At 61.4% G+C, this 16,948-nt stretch carries 18 protein-coding genes; 9 read left to right on the top strand and 9 right to left on the bottom strand.

Features of this window, described 5'->3' with window-relative positions:
* Nucleotides 1-41 precede the first annotated feature (41 nt).
* The 3 genes from thrS to M1E10_RS17555 form a co-directional block, all read right to left on the bottom strand.
* The gene (gene thrS / locus M1E10_RS17545; RefSeq protein WP_499174091.1) at nucleotides 42-2,060 is read right to left on the bottom strand and encodes a threonine--tRNA ligase; all 2,019 of its coding nucleotides are present in this window, start codon (nucleotides 2,058-2,060) and stop codon (nucleotides 42-44) included.
* 134 nt (nucleotides 2,061-2,194) lie between these two features.
* On the bottom strand, nucleotides 2,195-2,542 hold the full coding sequence (gene yidD, locus M1E10_RS17550; RefSeq protein ID WP_499174092.1) for a membrane protein insertion efficiency factor YidD: 348 nt from the start codon (nucleotides 2,540-2,542) through the stop codon (nucleotides 2,195-2,197).
* A gap of 1 nt (nucleotide 2,543) precedes the next feature.
* Nucleotides 2,544-2,987, bottom strand: coding sequence for an iron-sulfur cluster assembly scaffold protein (locus M1E10_RS17555; RefSeq protein WP_499174093.1), 444 nt, complete (start codon nucleotides 2,985-2,987; stop codon nucleotides 2,544-2,546).
* A 267-nt stretch (nucleotides 2,988-3,254) separates the two neighbouring features.
* Between M1E10_RS17555 and folE the strand changes: the two genes are divergently transcribed.
* The 3 genes from folE to M1E10_RS17570 all read left to right on the top strand — a co-directional run bounded on the left by folE (nucleotide 3,255) and on the right by M1E10_RS17570 (nucleotide 5,398).
* Complete coding sequence (folE, locus tag M1E10_RS17560; RefSeq protein ID WP_499174094.1) at nucleotides 3,255-3,869, top strand: GTP cyclohydrolase I; 615 nt, start codon at nucleotides 3,255-3,257, stop codon at nucleotides 3,867-3,869.
* A 12-nt stretch (nucleotides 3,870-3,881) separates the two neighbouring features.
* Entirely contained in the window at nucleotides 3,882-4,346 is a 465-nt protein-coding gene (gene hisI / locus M1E10_RS17565; protein ID WP_499174095.1) for a phosphoribosyl-AMP cyclohydrolase, read from the top strand.
* 98 nt (nucleotides 4,347-4,444) lie between these two features.
* A complete protein-coding gene (locus M1E10_RS17570; RefSeq protein WP_499174096.1) occupies nucleotides 4,445-5,398 on the top strand; it encodes a patatin-like phospholipase domain-containing protein in 954 nt (317 codons plus the stop codon).
* Between the two features lie 21 nt (nucleotides 5,399-5,419).
* Here the strand turns inward: M1E10_RS17570 and M1E10_RS17575 are convergent, their stop codons facing one another.
* Both M1E10_RS17575 and M1E10_RS17580 read right to left on the bottom strand, forming a co-directional pair.
* The gene (locus M1E10_RS17575; RefSeq protein WP_499174097.1) at nucleotides 5,420-5,854 is read right to left on the bottom strand and encodes a CBS domain-containing protein; all 435 of its coding nucleotides are present in this window, start codon (nucleotides 5,852-5,854) and stop codon (nucleotides 5,420-5,422) included.
* A gap of 93 nt (nucleotides 5,855-5,947) precedes the next feature.
* Nucleotides 5,948-6,715, bottom strand: a complete 768-nt coding sequence (locus M1E10_RS17580) for a rhomboid family intramembrane serine protease (RefSeq protein ID WP_499174098.1) — start codon at nucleotides 6,713-6,715, stop codon at nucleotides 5,948-5,950.
* Between the two features lie 213 nt (nucleotides 6,716-6,928).
* Here M1E10_RS17580 and M1E10_RS17585 point away from each other — a divergent pair, with 213 nt between their 5' ends.
* The 4 genes from M1E10_RS17585 to M1E10_RS17600 all read left to right on the top strand — a co-directional run bounded on the left by M1E10_RS17585 (nucleotide 6,929) and on the right by M1E10_RS17600 (nucleotide 10,842).
* The gene (locus tag M1E10_RS17585) at nucleotides 6,929-7,534 is read left to right on the top strand and encodes a PilZ domain-containing protein (protein ID WP_499177220.1); all 606 of its coding nucleotides are present in this window, start codon (nucleotides 6,929-6,931) and stop codon (nucleotides 7,532-7,534) included.
* Nucleotides 7,535-8,075: 541 nt separating this feature from the next.
* Nucleotides 8,076-8,681: a transglutaminase-like cysteine peptidase gene (locus M1E10_RS17590; RefSeq protein WP_499174099.1), complete on the top strand. Its 606-nt coding sequence runs from the start codon at nucleotides 8,076-8,078 to the stop codon at nucleotides 8,679-8,681.
* 329 nt (nucleotides 8,682-9,010) lie between these two features.
* Entirely contained in the window at nucleotides 9,011-10,450 is a 1,440-nt protein-coding gene (locus M1E10_RS17595) for an SPOR domain-containing protein (RefSeq protein ID WP_499174100.1), read from the top strand.
* Nucleotides 10,451-10,572: 122 nt separating this feature from the next.
* Nucleotides 10,573-10,842: a hypothetical protein gene (locus M1E10_RS17600; RefSeq protein WP_499174101.1), complete on the top strand. Its 270-nt coding sequence runs from the start codon at nucleotides 10,573-10,575 to the stop codon at nucleotides 10,840-10,842.
* 22 nt (nucleotides 10,843-10,864) lie between these two features.
* On the opposite strand, the gene M1E10_RS17605 is transcribed toward M1E10_RS17600, so the two are convergent.
* Both M1E10_RS17605 and M1E10_RS17610 read right to left on the bottom strand, forming a co-directional pair.
* Nucleotides 10,865-11,302: a DUF1489 family protein gene (locus tag M1E10_RS17605; protein WP_499174102.1), complete on the bottom strand. Its 438-nt coding sequence runs from the start codon at nucleotides 11,300-11,302 to the stop codon at nucleotides 10,865-10,867.
* A gap of 65 nt (nucleotides 11,303-11,367) precedes the next feature.
* Nucleotides 11,368-12,768, bottom strand: a complete 1,401-nt coding sequence (locus M1E10_RS17610; RefSeq protein ID WP_499174103.1) for a serine dehydratase alpha family protein — start codon at nucleotides 12,766-12,768, stop codon at nucleotides 11,368-11,370.
* 553 nt (nucleotides 12,769-13,321) lie between these two features.
* Here M1E10_RS17610 and M1E10_RS17615 point away from each other — a divergent pair.
* Complete coding sequence (locus M1E10_RS17615; RefSeq protein ID WP_499174104.1) at nucleotides 13,322-14,029, top strand: DUF599 domain-containing protein; 708 nt, start codon at nucleotides 13,322-13,324, stop codon at nucleotides 14,027-14,029.
* A gap of 43 nt (nucleotides 14,030-14,072) precedes the next feature.
* Nucleotides 14,073-15,062 (top strand): heparan-alpha-glucosaminide N-acetyltransferase, encoded by a 990-nt coding sequence (locus tag M1E10_RS17620; protein WP_499174105.1) that lies wholly within the window; start codon nucleotides 14,073-14,075, stop codon nucleotides 15,060-15,062.
* 9 nt (nucleotides 15,063-15,071) lie between these two features.
* Here M1E10_RS17620 and M1E10_RS17625 read toward each other — a convergent pair whose 3' ends face one another.
* Both M1E10_RS17625 and mgtE read right to left on the bottom strand, forming a co-directional pair.
* Nucleotides 15,072-15,464, bottom strand: a complete 393-nt coding sequence (locus tag M1E10_RS17625; RefSeq protein ID WP_499174106.1) for a MerR family transcriptional regulator — start codon at nucleotides 15,462-15,464, stop codon at nucleotides 15,072-15,074.
* Between the two features lie 60 nt (nucleotides 15,465-15,524).
* Nucleotides 15,525-16,940: a magnesium transporter gene (mgtE, locus tag M1E10_RS17630; RefSeq protein WP_499174107.1), complete on the bottom strand. Its 1,416-nt coding sequence runs from the start codon at nucleotides 16,938-16,940 to the stop codon at nucleotides 15,525-15,527.
* Nucleotides 16,941-16,948 lie beyond the last annotated feature (8 nt).

Consider the following 16,948-nt stretch of genomic DNA (forward strand, 5'->3'; position numbering starts at 1 on the left):
GCGGAAATGAAAACGCCCGCTTCGAGAGCGGGCGTTTTGCATTAGGCGGCTGCCTTCTTGTTCTTTCCCTTGCGCAGCAGGTCAGGCGGCGTCGCCTCCAGCGTCAGGCTGGTTACCGCCTCCTCGAGCGTCATAGACGTCTGTGCCTGCGACCCCAGACGGCGGATGTTGACTGAGCGCTCCTCGGCCTCCTTCTTGCCGCAGACGATGATCACCGGCACCTTGGTCACCGAATGCTCGCGGACCTTGTAGTTGATCTTCTCGTTGCGGAAGTCGGTCGCCACCTGCAGTCCCGCATCGCGGAGCACCTCGGCAACTTTGCGACCGTAATCGTCCGCATCCGATGTAATCGTGGCAACGACCACCTGCTGCGGGGCAAACCACAGCGGCATGTGCCCGGCGAAGTTTTCGATCAGGATGCCGAGGAAGCGTTCCATGGAGCCGCAGATGGCCCGGTGAATCATCACCGGCTGCGTCTTCTCGGAGTTCTGGTCGATGTAAAATGCACCGAAGCGTTCCGGCAGGTTGAAGTCGACCTGAGTCGTGCCGCACTGCCATTCGCGGCCGATGGCGTCCTTCAGAGTGTACTCGAACTTCGGGCCGTAGAAGGCGCCCTCGCCTGGCAGAATGCCGGTCTTGATGCGGCCGCCCGACTGCGCCTCGATCGTCTGCAGCACCTCGGTCATGATCGACTCGGCACGATCCCAGAGGTCGTCGGAACCGACCCGCTTCTCCGGCCGCGTGGAGAGCTTGACGACGACCTCCTGGAAACCGAAGTCCTCGTAGACCGAGAGGATCAGGTCGTTGATCCGCAGGCATTCCGCCGCAAGCTGCTCGTCGGTGCAGAAGACATGCGCGTCGTCCTGGGTAAAACCGCGCACCCGCATAAGGCCGTGCAGCGAGCCTGACGGTTCGTAGCGGTGGACGTTGCCGAATTCTGCAAGCCGGATAGGCAGGTCACGGTAGGACTTCAGACCATGCTTGAAGATCTGCACGTGACCCGGGCAGTTCATCGGCTTCAGCGCGAAGATGCGCTGGTCAGCTTCTTCGTCGTCGGGATTTGTGAAAGCATGGGCGGATTTCACCGCGAACATGTTCTCCTGGTACCAGCCCCAGTGACCCGAGGTTTCCCACAGCGACTTGTCGAGGATCTGCGGCGCATTGACCTCTTCGTAGACGCCGGCCAGGCGGCGGCGCATGTAGGCCGTCAGCGTCTGGAACATGCGCCAGCCCTTGCCGTGCCAGAAGACGACGCCCGGACCTTCCTCCTGGAAATGGAAGAGATCCATCTCGCGGCCGAGCTTGCGGTGGTCGCGTTTTTCAGCCTCCTCCAGGATGTGGAGATAGGCGTCGAGTTCTTCCTGCGTTGCCCAGGCGGTGCCGTAGATGCGCGTCAGCATCGGCTTCGTTGAATCGCCGCGCCAGTAGGCGCCGGCAACCTTCATCAGCTTGAAGGCTGTGCCGATCTGGCCGGTCGAGGCCATGTGCGGGCCGCGGCAGAGGTCAAACCAGTCGCCCTGCTTGTAGATCTTGAGGTCCTGGCCCTCGGGAATCATGTCCACCAGCTCGACCTTGTAGGCCTCGCCCCTGTCGGCAAAGACGTCACGAGCCTTGTCGCGCGACCAGACTTCCTTGGTGAAGGCAGCGTTCCTCTGGATGATCTCCTTCATCTTCTTTTCGATCTTCGGCAGATCGTCGGGCGTGAAGGGCCAATCCTCGCGGTTGTCCGGATGGACGCGCTTGAAGTCGTAGTAGAAGCCGTTCTCAATCACAGGGCCGATGGTCACCTGGGTGCCGGGCCAGAGTTCCTGCACCGCTTCCGCCATCACATGGGCGGCGTCGTGGCGGATCAGTTCCAGCGCGCGGGGATCGGTGCGGGTGACGATCTCGATCCGGCCCTCGACGACGGGGTCGGAGAGATCGCAAAGTGTCCCGTCGAGGGTAATGGCCACGGCCTTCTTGGCGAGCGACTTGGAGATCGACTCGGCAACGGCAAGACCTGTCGTGCCAGCGTCGTAGGCGCGCACGGAACCATCGGGGAATGTAAGGGAAACGGACATGTCTGATGCTCCTGATCCAGTCCCGGCCAACGAATGCGGGTGGTGGTTGTCAAATCCCGGCAGCTGCCGGACGGTCCGCAGATAATGGCTTTTGACGGTGGAGTAAAGGCAGCCGGCTGAGCGCTCCGGATGCGTCAGTGGCGCACCCAGTACCGCCACGGCATCCACCAGCGCTGGCGCTCGGCCAGCCGTTCCGGCACCGGATCGAGGCCGGACGTGCCGCCGGGTCCGCAGCGACCGACTCGAAACAGCGTCATCCAGCCACCGCTCCAGACGCCGTGCCGGGCAATCGCCTCGTATCCGTATTCGGAGCATGTCGGGATATGACGGCAGGAATTGCCGATGAAGCCGGAGAGCGTCAACTGGTAGAGACGGATCAGTCCCATGCCGAGCAGCCGACCGGGGGTCTTGCGAAACGGGCCTTGCCAGTTACGCGACCGGCGTCCGGTCGATGGATGGCGGCAGCCCGGAGAACCGCACATCTCAGGCCGAGACCGCGGCGTTTTTCGCCTCGATCTGGTCGAGGCAATCCACGACCGCTTCGAACGTAAGCATGGTGGAAGCGTGTCGCGCCTTGTAGTCCTTGACCGGCTTCAGATACCGCATGTCTTCGAAGCGTCCGCTCGGGCCCTCGCCGCCGGCCGTCAACATCGCGAGCATGTCACGGCGCGCTTGCCGGACCTCCTCGATGGATGCACCCACCACATGGCGTGCCATCACCGAGGACGAGGCCTGGCCGAGCGCGCAGGCTTTTACCTCATGAGCGAAGTCGGAGACTTGCCCACCTTCAGTCTTGAGGTAGACCCGCACCCGCGAGCCGCACAGTTTGGAGTGCTTTTCGGACGTTGCCTCGGCATCCGGCAGCCTTCCTGCCCGGCTGATGTTGCCGGCAAATTCGAGGATCTTGGTGTTATAGATATCGTCCATTGTTCCGGCCCGTTCGGCTCATTCCTGCGGCGGAAGCTGCATGCACCGCAAAACAGTGAAAATCTTTCGTTGCAACACTATATGTGAGCCAGGGTCCCAGCGATCAAGAACGGATGATTTTGGGCGACGGGCTTTAAAATAGGCAGGCATATCTTGTCAAAGGGGCCGCGAGGGGTCAAAAAGCGCCGGATTGCTGAGGATTGGCCGCAAGCCACCTCCGTCAACTTGGAATGAAGGTGCGGCGTCTGGTCGTCCCGGGAGACAGCAATGGATGCAATTGTGAAGAATTTCCCGACTTCCGGCCATGCCGAAAGCCGTCCGACACGTGAACAGGCCGAAGAAGCGGTTCGCGTTCTGTTGCGTTGGGCAGGCGATGATCCGCAGCGGGAAGGCCTCCTAGACACACCCAAACGCGTCGCCACAGCCTACCGCGAGCTCTTCAGCGGCTACGACCTTTCCCATGAAGAAGTGCTCGGCCGCACATTCGAAGAAGTGTCCGGATACGGCGATCCGGTGCTGGTGCGGGACATTCCCTTCTATTCCCATTGCGAACACCACATGCTGCCGATCATCGGCAAGGCGCATGTCGCTTACCTGCCGAATGACCGTGTTCTGGGCCTGTCCAAAATCGCCCGTGTCGTCGACATCTTCGGGCGCCGGCTGCAGACGCAGGAAAACATGACGGCACAGATAGCCCAGGCGATCGATGAGACGCTGAAGCCCCGCGGTGTGGCCGTGATGATCGAGGCCGAACACATGTGCATGGCCATGCGCGGCGTCCAGAAACAGGGCTCCACGACGCTCACCACCACGTTCAAAGGTGAGTTCAAATCGAACGCTGCCGAACAGGCGCGCTTCCTCACCCTCGTGCGCAACCGGTAAGGCGAAATCTCCATGTCCTTGAATTTTGCCTCCCCCTCGCCTGACAAGACGATACAGGAGAGCGAAGGCCCGTTTTCACCGCTATTTGGAAACGATGGCCTCGTCACCGCCGTCGTCACCGATATTGCCGACGGCGAACTCCTGATGGTCGCGCACATGAACCGGGAAGCCCTGTCATTGACGATCGAGACGGGAGTTGCCCACTATTACAGCCGCTCCCGCCAGAAAATCTGGAAAAAGGGGGAGACCTCCGGTAATCTGCAGACTGTCAGCGAGATGCGGACCGACTGCGACCAGGATGTCATATGGCTGAAGGTCTCGGTCGCCGGTCACGAAGCGACATGCCACACCGGGCGACGCTCATGCTTCTACCGGGTTGTCGGCACAGAGGACGGCGGTGTTTGCCTGAAGATCGTCGATGAAACGCGACGGTTCGATCCTGCCGAGGTGTATGGATCGGCAGGAACAGACATCTGATTGTTCCGTTGTTCCACAACGCGCCTGCAGATACACGGTTTGGAAACCTATATCTGCCCTAATGTTCGTTGATGCAGCGTTCAGCTTGGAGGGTGTCGATGCTGAACTGGACGAGAAATCGGAATGAATCGGCTGCGAATGCAGACGCTGTGTCCGGCACCCATGCAACCGAACCATCAAAACCCGTAGAGGCTCCCGCCAAGGCGAAGCTTGCTCTCGCGCTCGGCGGCGGTGCGGCCCGCGGCTGGGCACATATCGGTGTCCTGCGGGCGCTGGACGAGGCCGGCATCGAAGTTGGCATGGTCGCCGGCACGTCGATCGGCGCCCTCGTCGGAGGATGCTACCTTGCGGGAAAGCTCGATGAACTCGAAGCCTTCGCGCGATCGATCACCATGCGCCGCCTCGTCGGCCTCCTGGACCTGACCATCGGTGGCAGCGGGCTTCTGGGCGGAATGCGGCTGACCAAGCGCATGCAGGAGCACCTCCAGGATCTGTCGATCGAAGACCTCGACCGGCCTTTCGTCGCCGTTGCGACGGAGCTTCACAGCGGGCACGAGGTCTGGATCAGCGCCGGCTCCCTGATCACCGCGCTGCGCGCCTCCTATGCATTGCCCGGCATTTTCGAGCCCGTGACATGCAACAATCGCACGCTGGTCGATGGCGCCCTCGTCAACCCGGTGCCAAGCTCTGTCTGCCGCGCCTATGAGCAGCCGCTGGTCGTCGCCGTGAACCTCAACTACGAGATCTTCGGCCGTTCCGCAGTCGTCAAGCACAGCGCAAGCTTCCAGCCCACCGACGAACCGCGCAAGCCCCGCGAGCCGCATCATCTGGGGCTTCCCGGCGTCATGGTGCAGGCATTCAACATCATCCAGGAACGGATTTCGCGCGCACGCCTTGCCGGAGACCCGCCGGACCTCACCCTTCATCCCCGCATGAGTGACATCGGCCTGTCCGAGTTCCACCGCGCGGGCGAAGCGATCGACCGCGGCTACAGCGAGACGATGAACCAGATCGCCGCCCTGCAGCGGATGCAGGAAGTCTTCGCTCGATAACCCCGTCCGGCAGACTCTGCCTCAGCTGGCGATATAGGCCTTGATCTGCTCGGCCTCGAGTTCGATTTCGCGGATACGGGACTTGACGACGTCACCGATCGAAATGATGCCGACCAGACGACCTGCCTCCTCCACGGGGACGTGACGGAAACGTCCGAGGCTCATCATCTGCATCAGATGATTGACGGTCGTGTCTTCCCGACAGGTCTGCACGTTGACGGTCATGATTGTCGATACCGGTGCGTCGAGCACGGAGGCTCCCTTTTCGGCCACGGCACGCACGAGGTCGCGCTCGGTGAAGATGCCTTCGGTGCGCCCTTCGCGGCCGGCGATGACCACAGCGCCGATGCGTTTTTCGTGCAGGATCCCCGCCACCTCCAGCAGGCTCTGCTCCGGCTCGACCACAATCACCTCGCGGCCTTTTGCGTCCAGCATGTTCTTCACGGTCATCGACATGGCTTTCTCCTCAAAGCTCTGCTCCGCGCGTAGCCCCTCCCAGAGCGACGGCGACACCGGATCGTGCCTCCGCTCCGCTAGCTTTGCAACATGCTAATGCGCACGCGCCTCTTCCTCGTCGTACTGCGGCAACGGATCGAAGAAGCCGAACAGCAGAAATCCGAACAGAAAGCCGCCGATATGGGCGTCCCAGGCGATCTCTCCGGCCCCGGAGCCCATGAGCGGAAGCCCGACCGCGATCATCAGGTTGCCAAAAAGCCAGAGTAGGGTGAACACGAGAACGGTGCGATTGCGGAACGACCCCAGGATCGTCTGTCGAGGCTGAAGATGACCGTTGATCCGGTTGAAGCCCCCACGCGACGGAAAGGCAAAGCGACAGGCTGCGCCCATCAAGGCCGAGACCACGCCGGAGGCGCCGATCAGGATCGTCTGGTTTCCCCAGTTCAGGAAAGCATGGAAGAAGGCGGCAGCGGCGGCAGACAGGATCCAGAACACGATGTAACGGGAGGTGCCGATCCGTCGCACCACCGGAGCCCCGAAAGCCAGCAGCCACAGCCCGTTGAAAAGCAGATGTTCGATCCCGCCGTGCAGCAGGGAGTAGGTCACCGGGGTCCAGATCCACTCCAGTCCCTGATCTGCCAGGGAATAGACATACCGCAGCGGCGTGAAGGCGAAGTAGAAGAGCATCATGCTCCTGGCTTCGGGATCGAGGAGCAGCGCGTCGATGGCATAGATCCCGGCGAGCAACGCGATCGTCACCGTCAATGCGCCGGGCAGATTGAAGAAGGGCTGCGGAGCCAATGTAGTTTGCGTGTCGCGATCATCTGGAACGTCGTCTGTCGGCTCGCGCTGGTGGTCCATTCTCAAAAATCCTCGCTACCATTCCGTTCCAGCCATATAGGTCGACCCACCCCATGGAAAGGCGTTCATGGAACGCGTTTCCCGCACAAGTGCCGGCCATCGGCTGCGGGCTCGGCGATCTGTCAACTTCTGCGCAAAGCGCGGTGTCCTCATCACGCAATGTTAACTCCGGCCCGGTAAGAAGGAATGACGTTCGGACAGGAAAGCCAGACGATGTTTTCATTCCAGCCAGCTCAAAATCCGCCACCTGTGACGGCAGCTCGCGCCTTCCAGCGCGTGACCGTCAATCTCGGCGGCCGTTTGATGCTGGCCGACTATGAGGAATATCCGTGCACGGCGACAGAGATGTCGCCCGGCGACGTGGAATTCAACTGCGCCGCCCGTCCCCGCGTCGACGAGCGCATCATCGCGTATGTCGATAACTTGGGTCGCCTGGAGGGCAAGGTTACCGCCGTCGGCAAAGCCGGCTTCTCGATGGTCATCAATGCCTCCGAGCGCAAGCGGGAGAAACTCGCCGCGCAGCTGACATGGTTTGCCAACAAGCACGAACTCGGACTGCCGGAGGACCGCCGGCACGACCGCCTGACGCCGCGCCAGATCCAGACGGAAATCATCCTCGACGATGGGCGCCGCTATGAATGCCGCCTGATGGACCTTTCGCTCTCCGGCGCCGCCGTCGACATCGACGTGCGTCCGCCTCTGGGCACGCCTGTCAGGCTCGGCAACATGCATGGCAAGGTGGTGCGCCACTTCATGGAAGGTGTCGCGGTCGAGTTTAACACCGTGCAATCGCGAGACACGCTGCGCGAGTTCCTGTAGCTCCCGTCTCAATCTCGACAACGCAAGCGGCCGGTGGCCGCTTTTTTTGTGCGCTCGGGCGCAGATTGGTCAGCCCCCTTCTGCCGCGTCGGCGCATTTCGGAACAGTCGCGCGAAAAAAAACTGTTCGATTTCGGGATTTTTTTTAAGCCGCCACCTCTCCCGATGACACCCCAACAGGGGGCAAAACCTCACCGCGTCCCCCTGAACTGTCCCAAATCCTCCGCTCTCTGCGGGGCCGGTCGGCCGAGTGCAAAGGCCGCGGACAGCTTCGACCGGCCTCGGCCGTTAACCAGAAAGCCTCGACACGCCCCGGTCTGCCGGCTTTCAGCGCTTGTCTTGAGTTTGCTGCGTTACATCGATTGATCGAACTTCCTTCAAATACGAGCGGCATTTACCTCAGATTTTACCCAAATTAGATGCGAATTTGATTCGTGTTCGAGTAAAAATTGCGTCAATTAAGTCTTTGATTTTAGGACGGATTTTGGCGTCCAATCAAACGCTTGATGTCATCTTCACTCCCACAACGGGGAGACAAGAACATGACTCATCGCCAGGCCCTCAGCGTCGCTGCCGTATCCGCCTTCTTCATGCTGTTTGCCGCGTATTCGTCGTCGGCAATGTCGGGCATGCAGGTGATCGGCAAGGCCAATCCGCCGATCGGCCACTACGAGTTCTGCCGGATCTACACGAGCGAGTGCCAGCCGGCCTCCCATGATCCGGGCCCGATGACATTGACCGAAGACCGGTGGCGCACGCTTCTGGACGTCAACTACACGGTCAACACCTCAATCATGCCGCTGACGGACCAGGAGATCTACGGCGTGGAAGAGCGCTGGGCCTATCCTCGCACCGTCGGTGACTGCGAAGACTTCGTACTTCTGAAGCGCAAGATGCTGATCTCCCAAGGGTTCGACGCTTCCGACCTGCTGATCACCGTTGTCCTGCAGCCGAACGGCGAAGGCCATGCCGTGCTCACCGTTCGCACCGACCACGGCGACTTCGTGCTCGACAACATGCGCAACAAGGTTCTCCCCTGGTCGGAAACCGAATACACCTTCCTGAAACGACAGGCGGCCGACAATCCGGGCCAATGGGTCAAGTTGCAGGATGGACGCGCCACCGCCGTCGGCAGCGTGGGTCAGTAACGCCCAAGCCAATCCTTATCGTCCTGCAACGCCGGCCAGCTCCCCTAGCCGGCGCATTGCGTTTGGACCGTATCGCCGGAGCCTGAACAGCGCCTGTTCGACGGCGACACAGGTTCGACGCGGCATTTTAGAACCAGATCATATTGATGCCGCGATTATTTCCTTTTTGACAACCAGTTGGTGGACGCTGCTCCGGCGCCGAGATCTGCGGTCGTTCAAATGCGATCCAATTCGGAAGCTGGTCGTACATCATAAACCTCTTGGTAACGCTGTTGCCCTACCTTGAGGAATAACGGCGTGGCGGGGGCGCGTCCGGAAGGTGTTCAGTTATGCAAGCGATGAGTGCGGTAGTGTCGAAAGCAAATCTCTCTAACTTTCTTCCCAAGGCGGACGACAGGCATACGGGCCTTCTCCTCGGGTTTTTCCTGACGTGCCTCGCTGTGCTGAGTCTGGCAGTGGCGCCTGCTCATGCGGCCCCGAAGTATGCGGGGATCGTCGTCGACGCCAACACCGGCAAGGTGCTGTATTCAGATGACCCGGACGGCCTCCGCTACCCGGCATCGCTGACAAAGATGATGACCCTTTACATGACCTTCGAAGCGTTGGAAGCCGGGCGGATCCGTCTCGACTCCAAGGTTCCGGTGTCGGCCAATGCGGCTAAGGAGCCCCCATCGAAGCTCGGCGTGCGTGCTGGCGGTTCCGTGACGGTCGATCAGGCCATCAAGGCACTTGTTACCCGCTCGGCCAACGACATGGCGACGGCTCTTGGCGAGTTCGTGGGTGGTTCAGAAGCCCGTTTTGCGCAGCTGATGACCAACAAGGCCCGTGCGCTTGGCATGACCCGTACCACCTATCGCAATGCCCACGGCCTGCCAAACACTGCGCAGATGACAACGGCACGCGACCAGGCCCGCCTCGGCATGGCACTGCGTCAGCATTTCCCGCAATACTACGGATATTTCTCCACACGCAGCTTCAAATTCGGCAAGCAGACCATTGGAAATCATAACCGCTTGCTGGGTTCGGTAGACGGCGTTGATGGCATCAAGACAGGCTATATCCGTGCAGCAGGCTTCAATCTTGTAACCTCCATGCAGAAAGACGGCCGCTCGATCGTTGGCGTCGTTATCGGCGGGCGCACCGGCGCAAGCCGCGACGCACAGATGCGCAAGCTTGTAGCGGAATACTTCCCCAAGGCATCGCGCGGCGGCAAGAGCGCACTGATCGCGCAGACGCCATCCGCTCCGATCGGTGATGCAGTCGCTGCCGCCGGACGTATGGCCGCCCTCGACCTCCCTACCAGTGGCCCCGTTCCGCAGGTCCGCTATGAGGAGCAGCAGATCGCCGCAGCCTATGCCCCGTCACAGAAGCGGTCTGGGGATGCGCTGAAGGCCCTTGCCAATGCGGCGGTTCCGATCCCTGCACCTGAGTATATGCCGGCCGAACAGGGCGACGCTGGCAGCGATGAAGTGGACGCCGTCACCACCGCTTCGACCACAGCGAACATCCCGGCAGCGACAGTCTCGGGCTGGGTCATCCAGGTCGGCGTTTCCCCGAACCAGGCAATGGCAAGTCAGCTGCTGCAAACGGCGCAGGACAAGGGCGGAAAGGTGCTGCGTACCGCCAAGCCTTTCACGGTTGCGGTCAAGGCCAATGGTGAGCAGCTCTATCGCGCACGCTTCGGTGGCTTCGAAAGCCAGAAGACCGCGGTCAACACCTGCAATGCTTTGAAGAAGCAGGGTGTGAACTGCTGGGCCTCCCAGCAGTAGGAACTTCCCCAGGCCGTATGCCTGGACAGCAAAACGATGTGGCGTCCTGTGTTTGGGCGCCCCGTCGGGGGACGAGTAAGGTCCCGCATCACCTCGATTGTACTGCGTTTACGAGGCCAGAAATGACGGTTTATGAGAATATCGCGAACTCGCCGTTCGCGTCCGGTGTGACACGTCCTGCACGAAACCTTGCGCTGCATCCCATCCACGAAGCTGCCATGCGGCTGGCCGGAGCCGGGATTTCAAAGTCCCGCGGTCGTACCCGCGACCTGGTGGCGCTGCTGCTGAGCCACGGGGCCCGCGCCTGGCGGCAGTCGCAGCCCAGTGCCAAGATACACCTTCATGTCAGATCAGAGGCAGGCCAAGTGCCGGTGCGGCTGAAGATCAGCTGAGATCAGCCAATGTCTGGGGCGTCTAGAGCAGCCCTAGGTCCGCCAGCTCCCGGCGCAAATCCTCCGGCATGGCGGCAACACTTTCGCCCATGCCGATAAGGTCGCGAGGCACTTCTTCCGCCTTGTAGTAACGCCACCCCTGGAAGGGCCGCTTCGGTTGCGGAGCGGTCTCGATGATTTCAGGACCGAGCACGAGTTCGCACCGGGAGATACCGTCGCCCCCCGTGACCGAACGGACGTCGAGCAGCATCTGCCGGGCAAGCACCTGACCCTTGATCACCCAGTAGAGCGAACCGCCGTCGAGAAGCTCCTCGATCCGCTTCGGCATCATTCTGGTGTTGTGCACGGTGTGTGGCTCAAGGCCCGCGGCGATGGCCATCATCGAGCGTTCGCCGACCCAGTCCCGGAGATCCTCCAGCGAGTCCGCACCGACGCAGAGTTTGATCATGTGAAGAGTCATGGCGCGTTTGAGCGCTAACCGCCATCAAGGTCAAGAGGCCTGATGCCACACCTGTCCTGCAGACGTCAGCATTCCACCACATTCACTGCAAGACCACCGGTCGAAGTCTCCTTGTACTTTTCGCTCATGTCGTTCCCGGTCTGGCGCATGGTCTCGATGCATGCATCCAGCGGCACGAAATGTGTGCCGTCTCCCTTGAGGGCCAGCGAGGCTGCGGTGACGGCCTTGACCGCGCCAAGGGCATTTCGCTCGATGCAAGGCACCTGGACGAGCCCCCCCACAGGGTCGCAGGTCATGCCGAGATGGTGTTCGAGGGCGATCTCCGCAGCATTCTCAATCTGCTCGGGAGAACCACCCATGACGGCTGCAAGCCCCGCGGCCGCCATCGCCGCGGCAGAACCCACCTCCCCCTGGCAGCCGACTTCGGCCCCGGAGATCGACGCGTTATGCTTGATGATGCCGCCGATGGCCGCTGCGGTCAGCAGGAAGGTGCGCACATCCTCTGGTGTGGCATCCTCGTGAAAATGCTGAAAATAGCGCAGCGTTGCCGGAATGACGCCGGCCGCGCCATTGGTGGGGGCCGTCACGACCCGGCCGCCCGCTGCGTTCTCCTCATTGACCGCCATCGCGTAAACGCTCAGCCAGTCGTTGGCGAGCAGCGGATTGAGACGGTTGCTCCGCCATTCCTCGTTCAGCTTCTCGTGGATCGCCTTTGCCCTGCGCCTGACATTGAGGCCTCCCGGCATGATGCCGTCGACGCGCAGGCCGCGCTCGATGCAGCTGTTCATGGCGTCCCAGATTCCGTCGAGCTTGGCGTCGAGATCTGCGGCGTGCATTTGGGTCTCTTCATTCGCACGCTTCATCTGCGCAATCGTCAGTCCTGAGGACCGGGCCATCTCGAGCATCTGACGTGCCGTTGCGAACGGATAGGGAACCCAAGGTCCGCCACCTTTCTTCGCCGACGTGCGCATTTCCGCAAGCTCGGTATCCGTCACGACGAAGCCGCCGCCGATCGAGTAGAAGATCCGCTTCAGAAGCAGTCGCCCATTCGCATCGAAGGCCGAGAACGTCATGCCGTTGGCATGCCCCGGCAGCGGCTGGCGCTTGTCGAAGACAAGATCATCCTTCGGCTGGAACAGATAGGTCGGGTGTCCGGGAGAACTGACCTGCCCGCTCCTTTCCACCTCGGCGATCACGGCATCCATCCGGTCGGGATCGGTGGTGTGCGGCTCCTCGCCCGTCAGGCCCAGGATCACGGCCCTGCCGGTACCGTGGCCGATGCCGGTGTAGGCCAATGATCCGTGCAGGCTCACCTTCAGGGCTGCGACGCGGGCGCCCGCCGGCCTCGGCCATTCGTCGGACAGGATCAGGTCCAGGAAGCGCTTCGCCGCCGACATTGGACCCATGGTATGGGAACTCGACGGGCCGACGCCGATCTTGAACACGTCGAGGACGGATAGGAACATAGTAGAGCCTCATGGAAACGACGATACAAGGCTATGCCTGAGCCTCGTGCCGGCATGGCGGCGGTCCGACATCGACTGTGGCCGGGGCGACATCGGGGCCTTCAAACAGAAACAGCGCGGTTCAATTCCGCGCTGTTTCTCAAAATCGATCTGGTTGCGTGAAAGAATCAGATGGTGCCGAAGAGATAGGCCAATGCTAAAATCCCGGCAAATCCTGCAAGCGCCTTGAAGGTGACAGCCCAGCAGGACTTCTGAATGGTTTCTTCCATGGTGACTCCGAATGAATGGAATGGTGCGGTCTCATTAAACGCGACCGTGGTGAATGATATATTAAATTCGGCCGCATCTCGCAATCGCAAAACATGGCCAAAGCAAGGCGATACCACAGGTCAGCCATTCGATCCGTGCATGGCGCCCCGGGCAGGCGGTGCGTATAGTCCCATTTCTTCAGAAGGGCCAGCCCCAGTTGCGCCATAGCTGTTAATTGCAGGCGCTCTTGCTGCTTAACGGCTTGAAGCGCATATCCCTACTCCCGACAACACTGGGGAATCGGATGACGGCAGCGGATTACATCGCCCTTGGTCTCTTTGTCCTCCTTTGGACGCTCTATTCCTGGATCTCTGCCGGAGGTGGCGCGCGCTTCTTGCCGCGCGCCAGCCTCAATCGTGCCATGGCAGAGCGGCGGCAGCAGTGGATCTACAACTCGCTCGACCGCGACCTGAAGATGATCGACACGCAGATCATGGCCGGGCTGCAGAACGGCACCGCCTTCTTCGCCTCGACCTCCATCTTTGCGATCGGCGGCTGTTTTGCCCTTTTGGGTGCGACCGATCAGGTGGATGCGATGTTTCGGGATCTGCCCTTCGTCGCCTATGGCGGCCGCACCGTATTTGAACTGAAGGTCGTGGGACTGACCATGCTGTTCGGCTATTCGTTCTTCAAGTTCGGCTGGTCCTATCGGCTTTTCAACTACTGCACGATCCTGTTCGGCGCCTTGCCGATGGTCGACAATGCCCAATCGGACATGGTGTCGGCACGCCGATCGGCCGATCAGGTCGTGAAAATGAACACGATTGCCGCCAAACACTTCAATGCCGGACTGCGGGCGATTTTTTTGTCGATCGGCTATCTCGGTTGGTTTGTCGGGCCCTATATGTTCATGCTGGCGACGGTGGTCGTGATCTTCGTCCTGACGCGGCGCCAGTTCTTTTCCGAGGCCCGCAAGGCGATCATGGACACCGGCGCGCCCTCGCCGCCCTGAATGACGCGGCACCCGTACCGACATTGCATTTGAAAGGTCCCTCTTGACCCTAGCCGAAAGCCAGAACCCCTCGCCTGCCGTCCCGCGCATCCTGATGATCGACACACTGCGTGGCGTGGCCCTGTTGGCCATGGCGTCCTACCACTTTACCTGGGACCTCGAATTTTTCGGCTATCTCGATCCGGGAACCGCGACGCAGGGACTATGGAAAGTTTACGCGCGATCGATTGCCAGTTCCTTCCTGTTCCTGGCGGGCATCAGTCTCGTGCTGGCGCATTACCCGAACATCCGCTGGCGCTCGTTCTGGAAGCGGTTTGCCATCGTTGCCGGTGCCGCGGCGGCGATCAGCATCGCGACGCTGATCGCACTGCCCAACGAGTGGATCTTCTTCGGCATCCTGCACGCGATCGCCGCAGCAAGCCTCGTCGGCCTCGCCTTCGTCCGACTGCCGCCTCTTGTCTCCGGCGGTGCGGCGGCATTGATCGTCGCCCTGATGGTGATCGATGGGTATGTCGCGCCCGGAAGCCTGCGGTCAGCCGTCTTTGATCCGAAATATCTGGCATGGCTCGGCTTTGCCCAGACGCCACCGCGATCCAACGACTTCGTGCCGCTTTTTCCGTGGCTGGCTGCCCTCCTGGCCGGCGTCTTCGTGGCTCGCCTGGCGATCCGGCACCAGTGGCTGGCGGCTCTCAGCCGCGTTCAAGCGCGACCGAACGTTTTGACACGCGCCGGACGGCACAGCCTGCTGATCTACCTCCTCCACCAGCCGGTGCTGATCGCGATCGTCTATCTCCTGTCGATCACGGTCCCGCCGCCGCAGGCGGACCCGCGCGAGAGCTACATGCGTGCCTGCGAGAGCGGTTGCGGCGGCAGCGGAAATGGTGAGGCGCTCTGCCGAAGCTTCTGCGGCTGCACGGCAGACGGGCTCCAGGCACAATCGCTGCTCACGCCCATGCAGGAGGGGAGCATCAATCCACAGACGGATGAGAGGGTTATTGCGCTGGCGCAGGAATGCTCGATGCTGAACCAGTAACGACGCCGGTCAGGTGCTGACGCCGATCTCCGCCAGCCGCGTCAGGCAGGCCTCTTCGGCATTGTCGAGTTCCTCGAGAGTTTCCTCGATGTCCTTGCGCTTCTGGCGCAACTCGTTGCGCTTCTCGTCGATGCGGTTCATCATCAGCTTCAGCTGCCCGAGTTCACCCGGAGGCTCCTTGTAAACCTTGATGATTTCGCGAATTTCGGCGATCGTGAAGCCGATGCGCCGGCCACGCAGGATTTCCTGGAGAAGCCGACGGTCGGCCGAGCGGAAAAGCCGGGTGCGACCGCGTCGCTCGGGATGGAGAAGCCCCTCATCCTCGTAGAAACGCAGCGTGCGGGTGGAGACACCGAATTCCCGCGTCAGCTCCGTTATCGTATAATATCTGTTCACGGCCATTCCCTGCTCTGGCCGCTGAGAATAATTGACTTTTACGTAACAGTCAATTTTGACGCACCCTCACCGCAGAAGCCACCAGGTGGCCAGACCGAGGAAGCTGAAGAACCCGGCAATATCCGTGATGGCGGTGACGAAGACGGCGGAAGACACCGCCGGGTCCGCACCCGTCCGGTCGAGCACCATGGGAATGGCGATCCCTGCCACGGCGGCGGCGAACATGTTGATGATCATCGCGGCGGAAATGACGAAACCGAGATCGGTGTCCTCGAACCAGAAGCCGGACAGGACGCCCACGACGATGCCGAAGAGCAACCCGTTGATGAGGCCGACGCCCGCTTCGCGCCGGATGACGCGCCAGGCGTTGTGAATGTCGAGGTTACGGGTGGCAAGCGCGCGCACCGTCACCGTCATCGTCTGCGATCCGGCGTTGCCGCCCATGCCGGCGACGATCGGCATCAGGACGGCAAGCGCCACGATTTCCTGGATGGTGCCCTCGAAGAGGCCGATCACGGAGGCGGCCATGAAGGCGGTGAAGAGGTTCACCATCAGCCAGGGCACGCGCGACCGCGAGATGTCGAGGATCGAATCGGAGAGCTCCTCGTCGCCGACGCCGCCAAGCCGCATGAAATCCTCTTCCGCCTCTTCCTGAATCACGTCGACCACGTCGTCGATGGTCAGCACGCCGACGAGGCGGCCATTGTCGTCGACCACGGCGGCGGACAGAAGATCGTATTGCTCGAAGATCTGCGCGGCGTCTTCCTGGTCCATTTCCGCCGGGATCGGATAATTCGTCTCGCGCATGATGCTTTCGATGCGGACCAGGCGCTTGGTGCGCAGGATCCGATCCAGATCGACGATGCCGAGCAGCTTGAACGTGGGATCGATGACGAAGATCTGGGTGAAGCTTTCCGGAAGCTCCTCGTCCTCGCGCATGTAGTCGATCGTCTGCCCGATCGTCCAGAACGGCGGCACCGCGACGAATTCCGTCTGCATGCGCCGACCGGCCGACTGCTCCGGGTAATCGAGCGCCCGACGGAGACGCACCCGTTCGGTGAACGGCAGCTGCGCCAGAATTTCCTCTTGGTCCTCCTTGTCGAGGTCCTCGAGAATGTAGACGGCATCATCGGAATCGAGCTCGCCGATCGCCGCTGCGATCTGCGCGTTCGACATCTGCTCGACGATCTCGAGGCGGATCGCCTCGTCGACCTCGGTGAGCGCGGTCAGGTCGAAGTCGGCGCCAAGCAGCCTGATCAGCGCCATCCGCTGGTCCGGCTGGATGGCCTCCAGCAGGTGGCCCAGCTCCGACTCATGCAGGCGCACGACATTCTGGCGCAGGAAAAGCACGTCCCGGTCGGCAATCGCCGCGCCGACCAGCGCCAGGAAATCGGCCCGCACCGAGCCGTTCTCGGCATAGATGTCGTGGTTGGAGTCGTCGATGCGGTTGCGGGCGCGATCTTCGTTGTCGATGTCACTCATCTGCCGCC

It is taken from the genome of Rhizobium sp. PK7-22, assembly GCF_056530405.1.

Coding starts and splice junctions, on each gene's coding strand:
- M1E10_RS17610 (WP_499174103.1), bottom strand. CDS start 12,768: ATGTTCCTATCCGTCCTCGACGTGTTCAAGATCGGCGTCGGCCCGTCG.
- M1E10_RS17600 (WP_499174101.1), top strand. CDS start 10,573: ATGACGGTTTATGAGAATATCGCGAACTCGCCGTTCGCGTCCGGTGTG.
- M1E10_RS17595 (WP_499174100.1), top strand. CDS start 9,011: ATGCAAGCGATGAGTGCGGTAGTGTCGAAAGCAAATCTCTCTAACTTT.
- M1E10_RS17615 (WP_499174104.1), top strand. CDS start 13,322: ATGACGGCAGCGGATTACATCGCCCTTGGTCTCTTTGTCCTCCTTTGG.
- M1E10_RS17555 (WP_499174093.1), bottom strand. CDS start 2,987: ATGGACGATATCTATAACACCAAGATCCTCGAATTTGCCGGCAACATC.
- mgtE (WP_499174107.1), bottom strand. CDS start 16,940: ATGAGTGACATCGACAACGAAGATCGCGCCCGCAACCGCATCGACGAC.
- thrS (WP_499174091.1), bottom strand. CDS start 2,060: ATGTCCGTTTCCCTTACATTCCCCGATGGTTCCGTGCGCGCCTACGAC.
- M1E10_RS17580 (WP_499174098.1), bottom strand. CDS start 6,715: ATGGACCACCAGCGCGAGCCGACAGACGACGTTCCAGATGATCGCGAC.
- M1E10_RS17570 (WP_499174096.1), top strand. CDS start 4,445: ATGCTGAACTGGACGAGAAATCGGAATGAATCGGCTGCGAATGCAGAC.
- M1E10_RS17625 (WP_499174106.1), bottom strand. CDS start 15,464: ATGGCCGTGAACAGATATTATACGATAACGGAGCTGACGCGGGAATTC.
- yidD (WP_499174092.1), bottom strand. CDS start 2,542: ATGTGCGGTTCTCCGGGCTGCCGCCATCCATCGACCGGACGCCGGTCG.
- hisI (WP_499174095.1), top strand. CDS start 3,882: ATGTCCTTGAATTTTGCCTCCCCCTCGCCTGACAAGACGATACAGGAG.
- M1E10_RS17575 (WP_499174097.1), bottom strand. CDS start 5,854: ATGTCGATGACCGTGAAGAACATGCTGGACGCAAAAGGCCGCGAGGTG.
- folE (WP_499174094.1), top strand. CDS start 3,255: ATGGATGCAATTGTGAAGAATTTCCCGACTTCCGGCCATGCCGAAAGC.
- M1E10_RS17590 (WP_499174099.1), top strand. CDS start 8,076: ATGACTCATCGCCAGGCCCTCAGCGTCGCTGCCGTATCCGCCTTCTTC.
- M1E10_RS17585 (WP_499177220.1), top strand. CDS start 6,929: ATGTTTTCATTCCAGCCAGCTCAAAATCCGCCACCTGTGACGGCAGCT.
- M1E10_RS17605 (WP_499174102.1), bottom strand. CDS start 11,302: ATGACTCTTCACATGATCAAACTCTGCGTCGGTGCGGACTCGCTGGAG.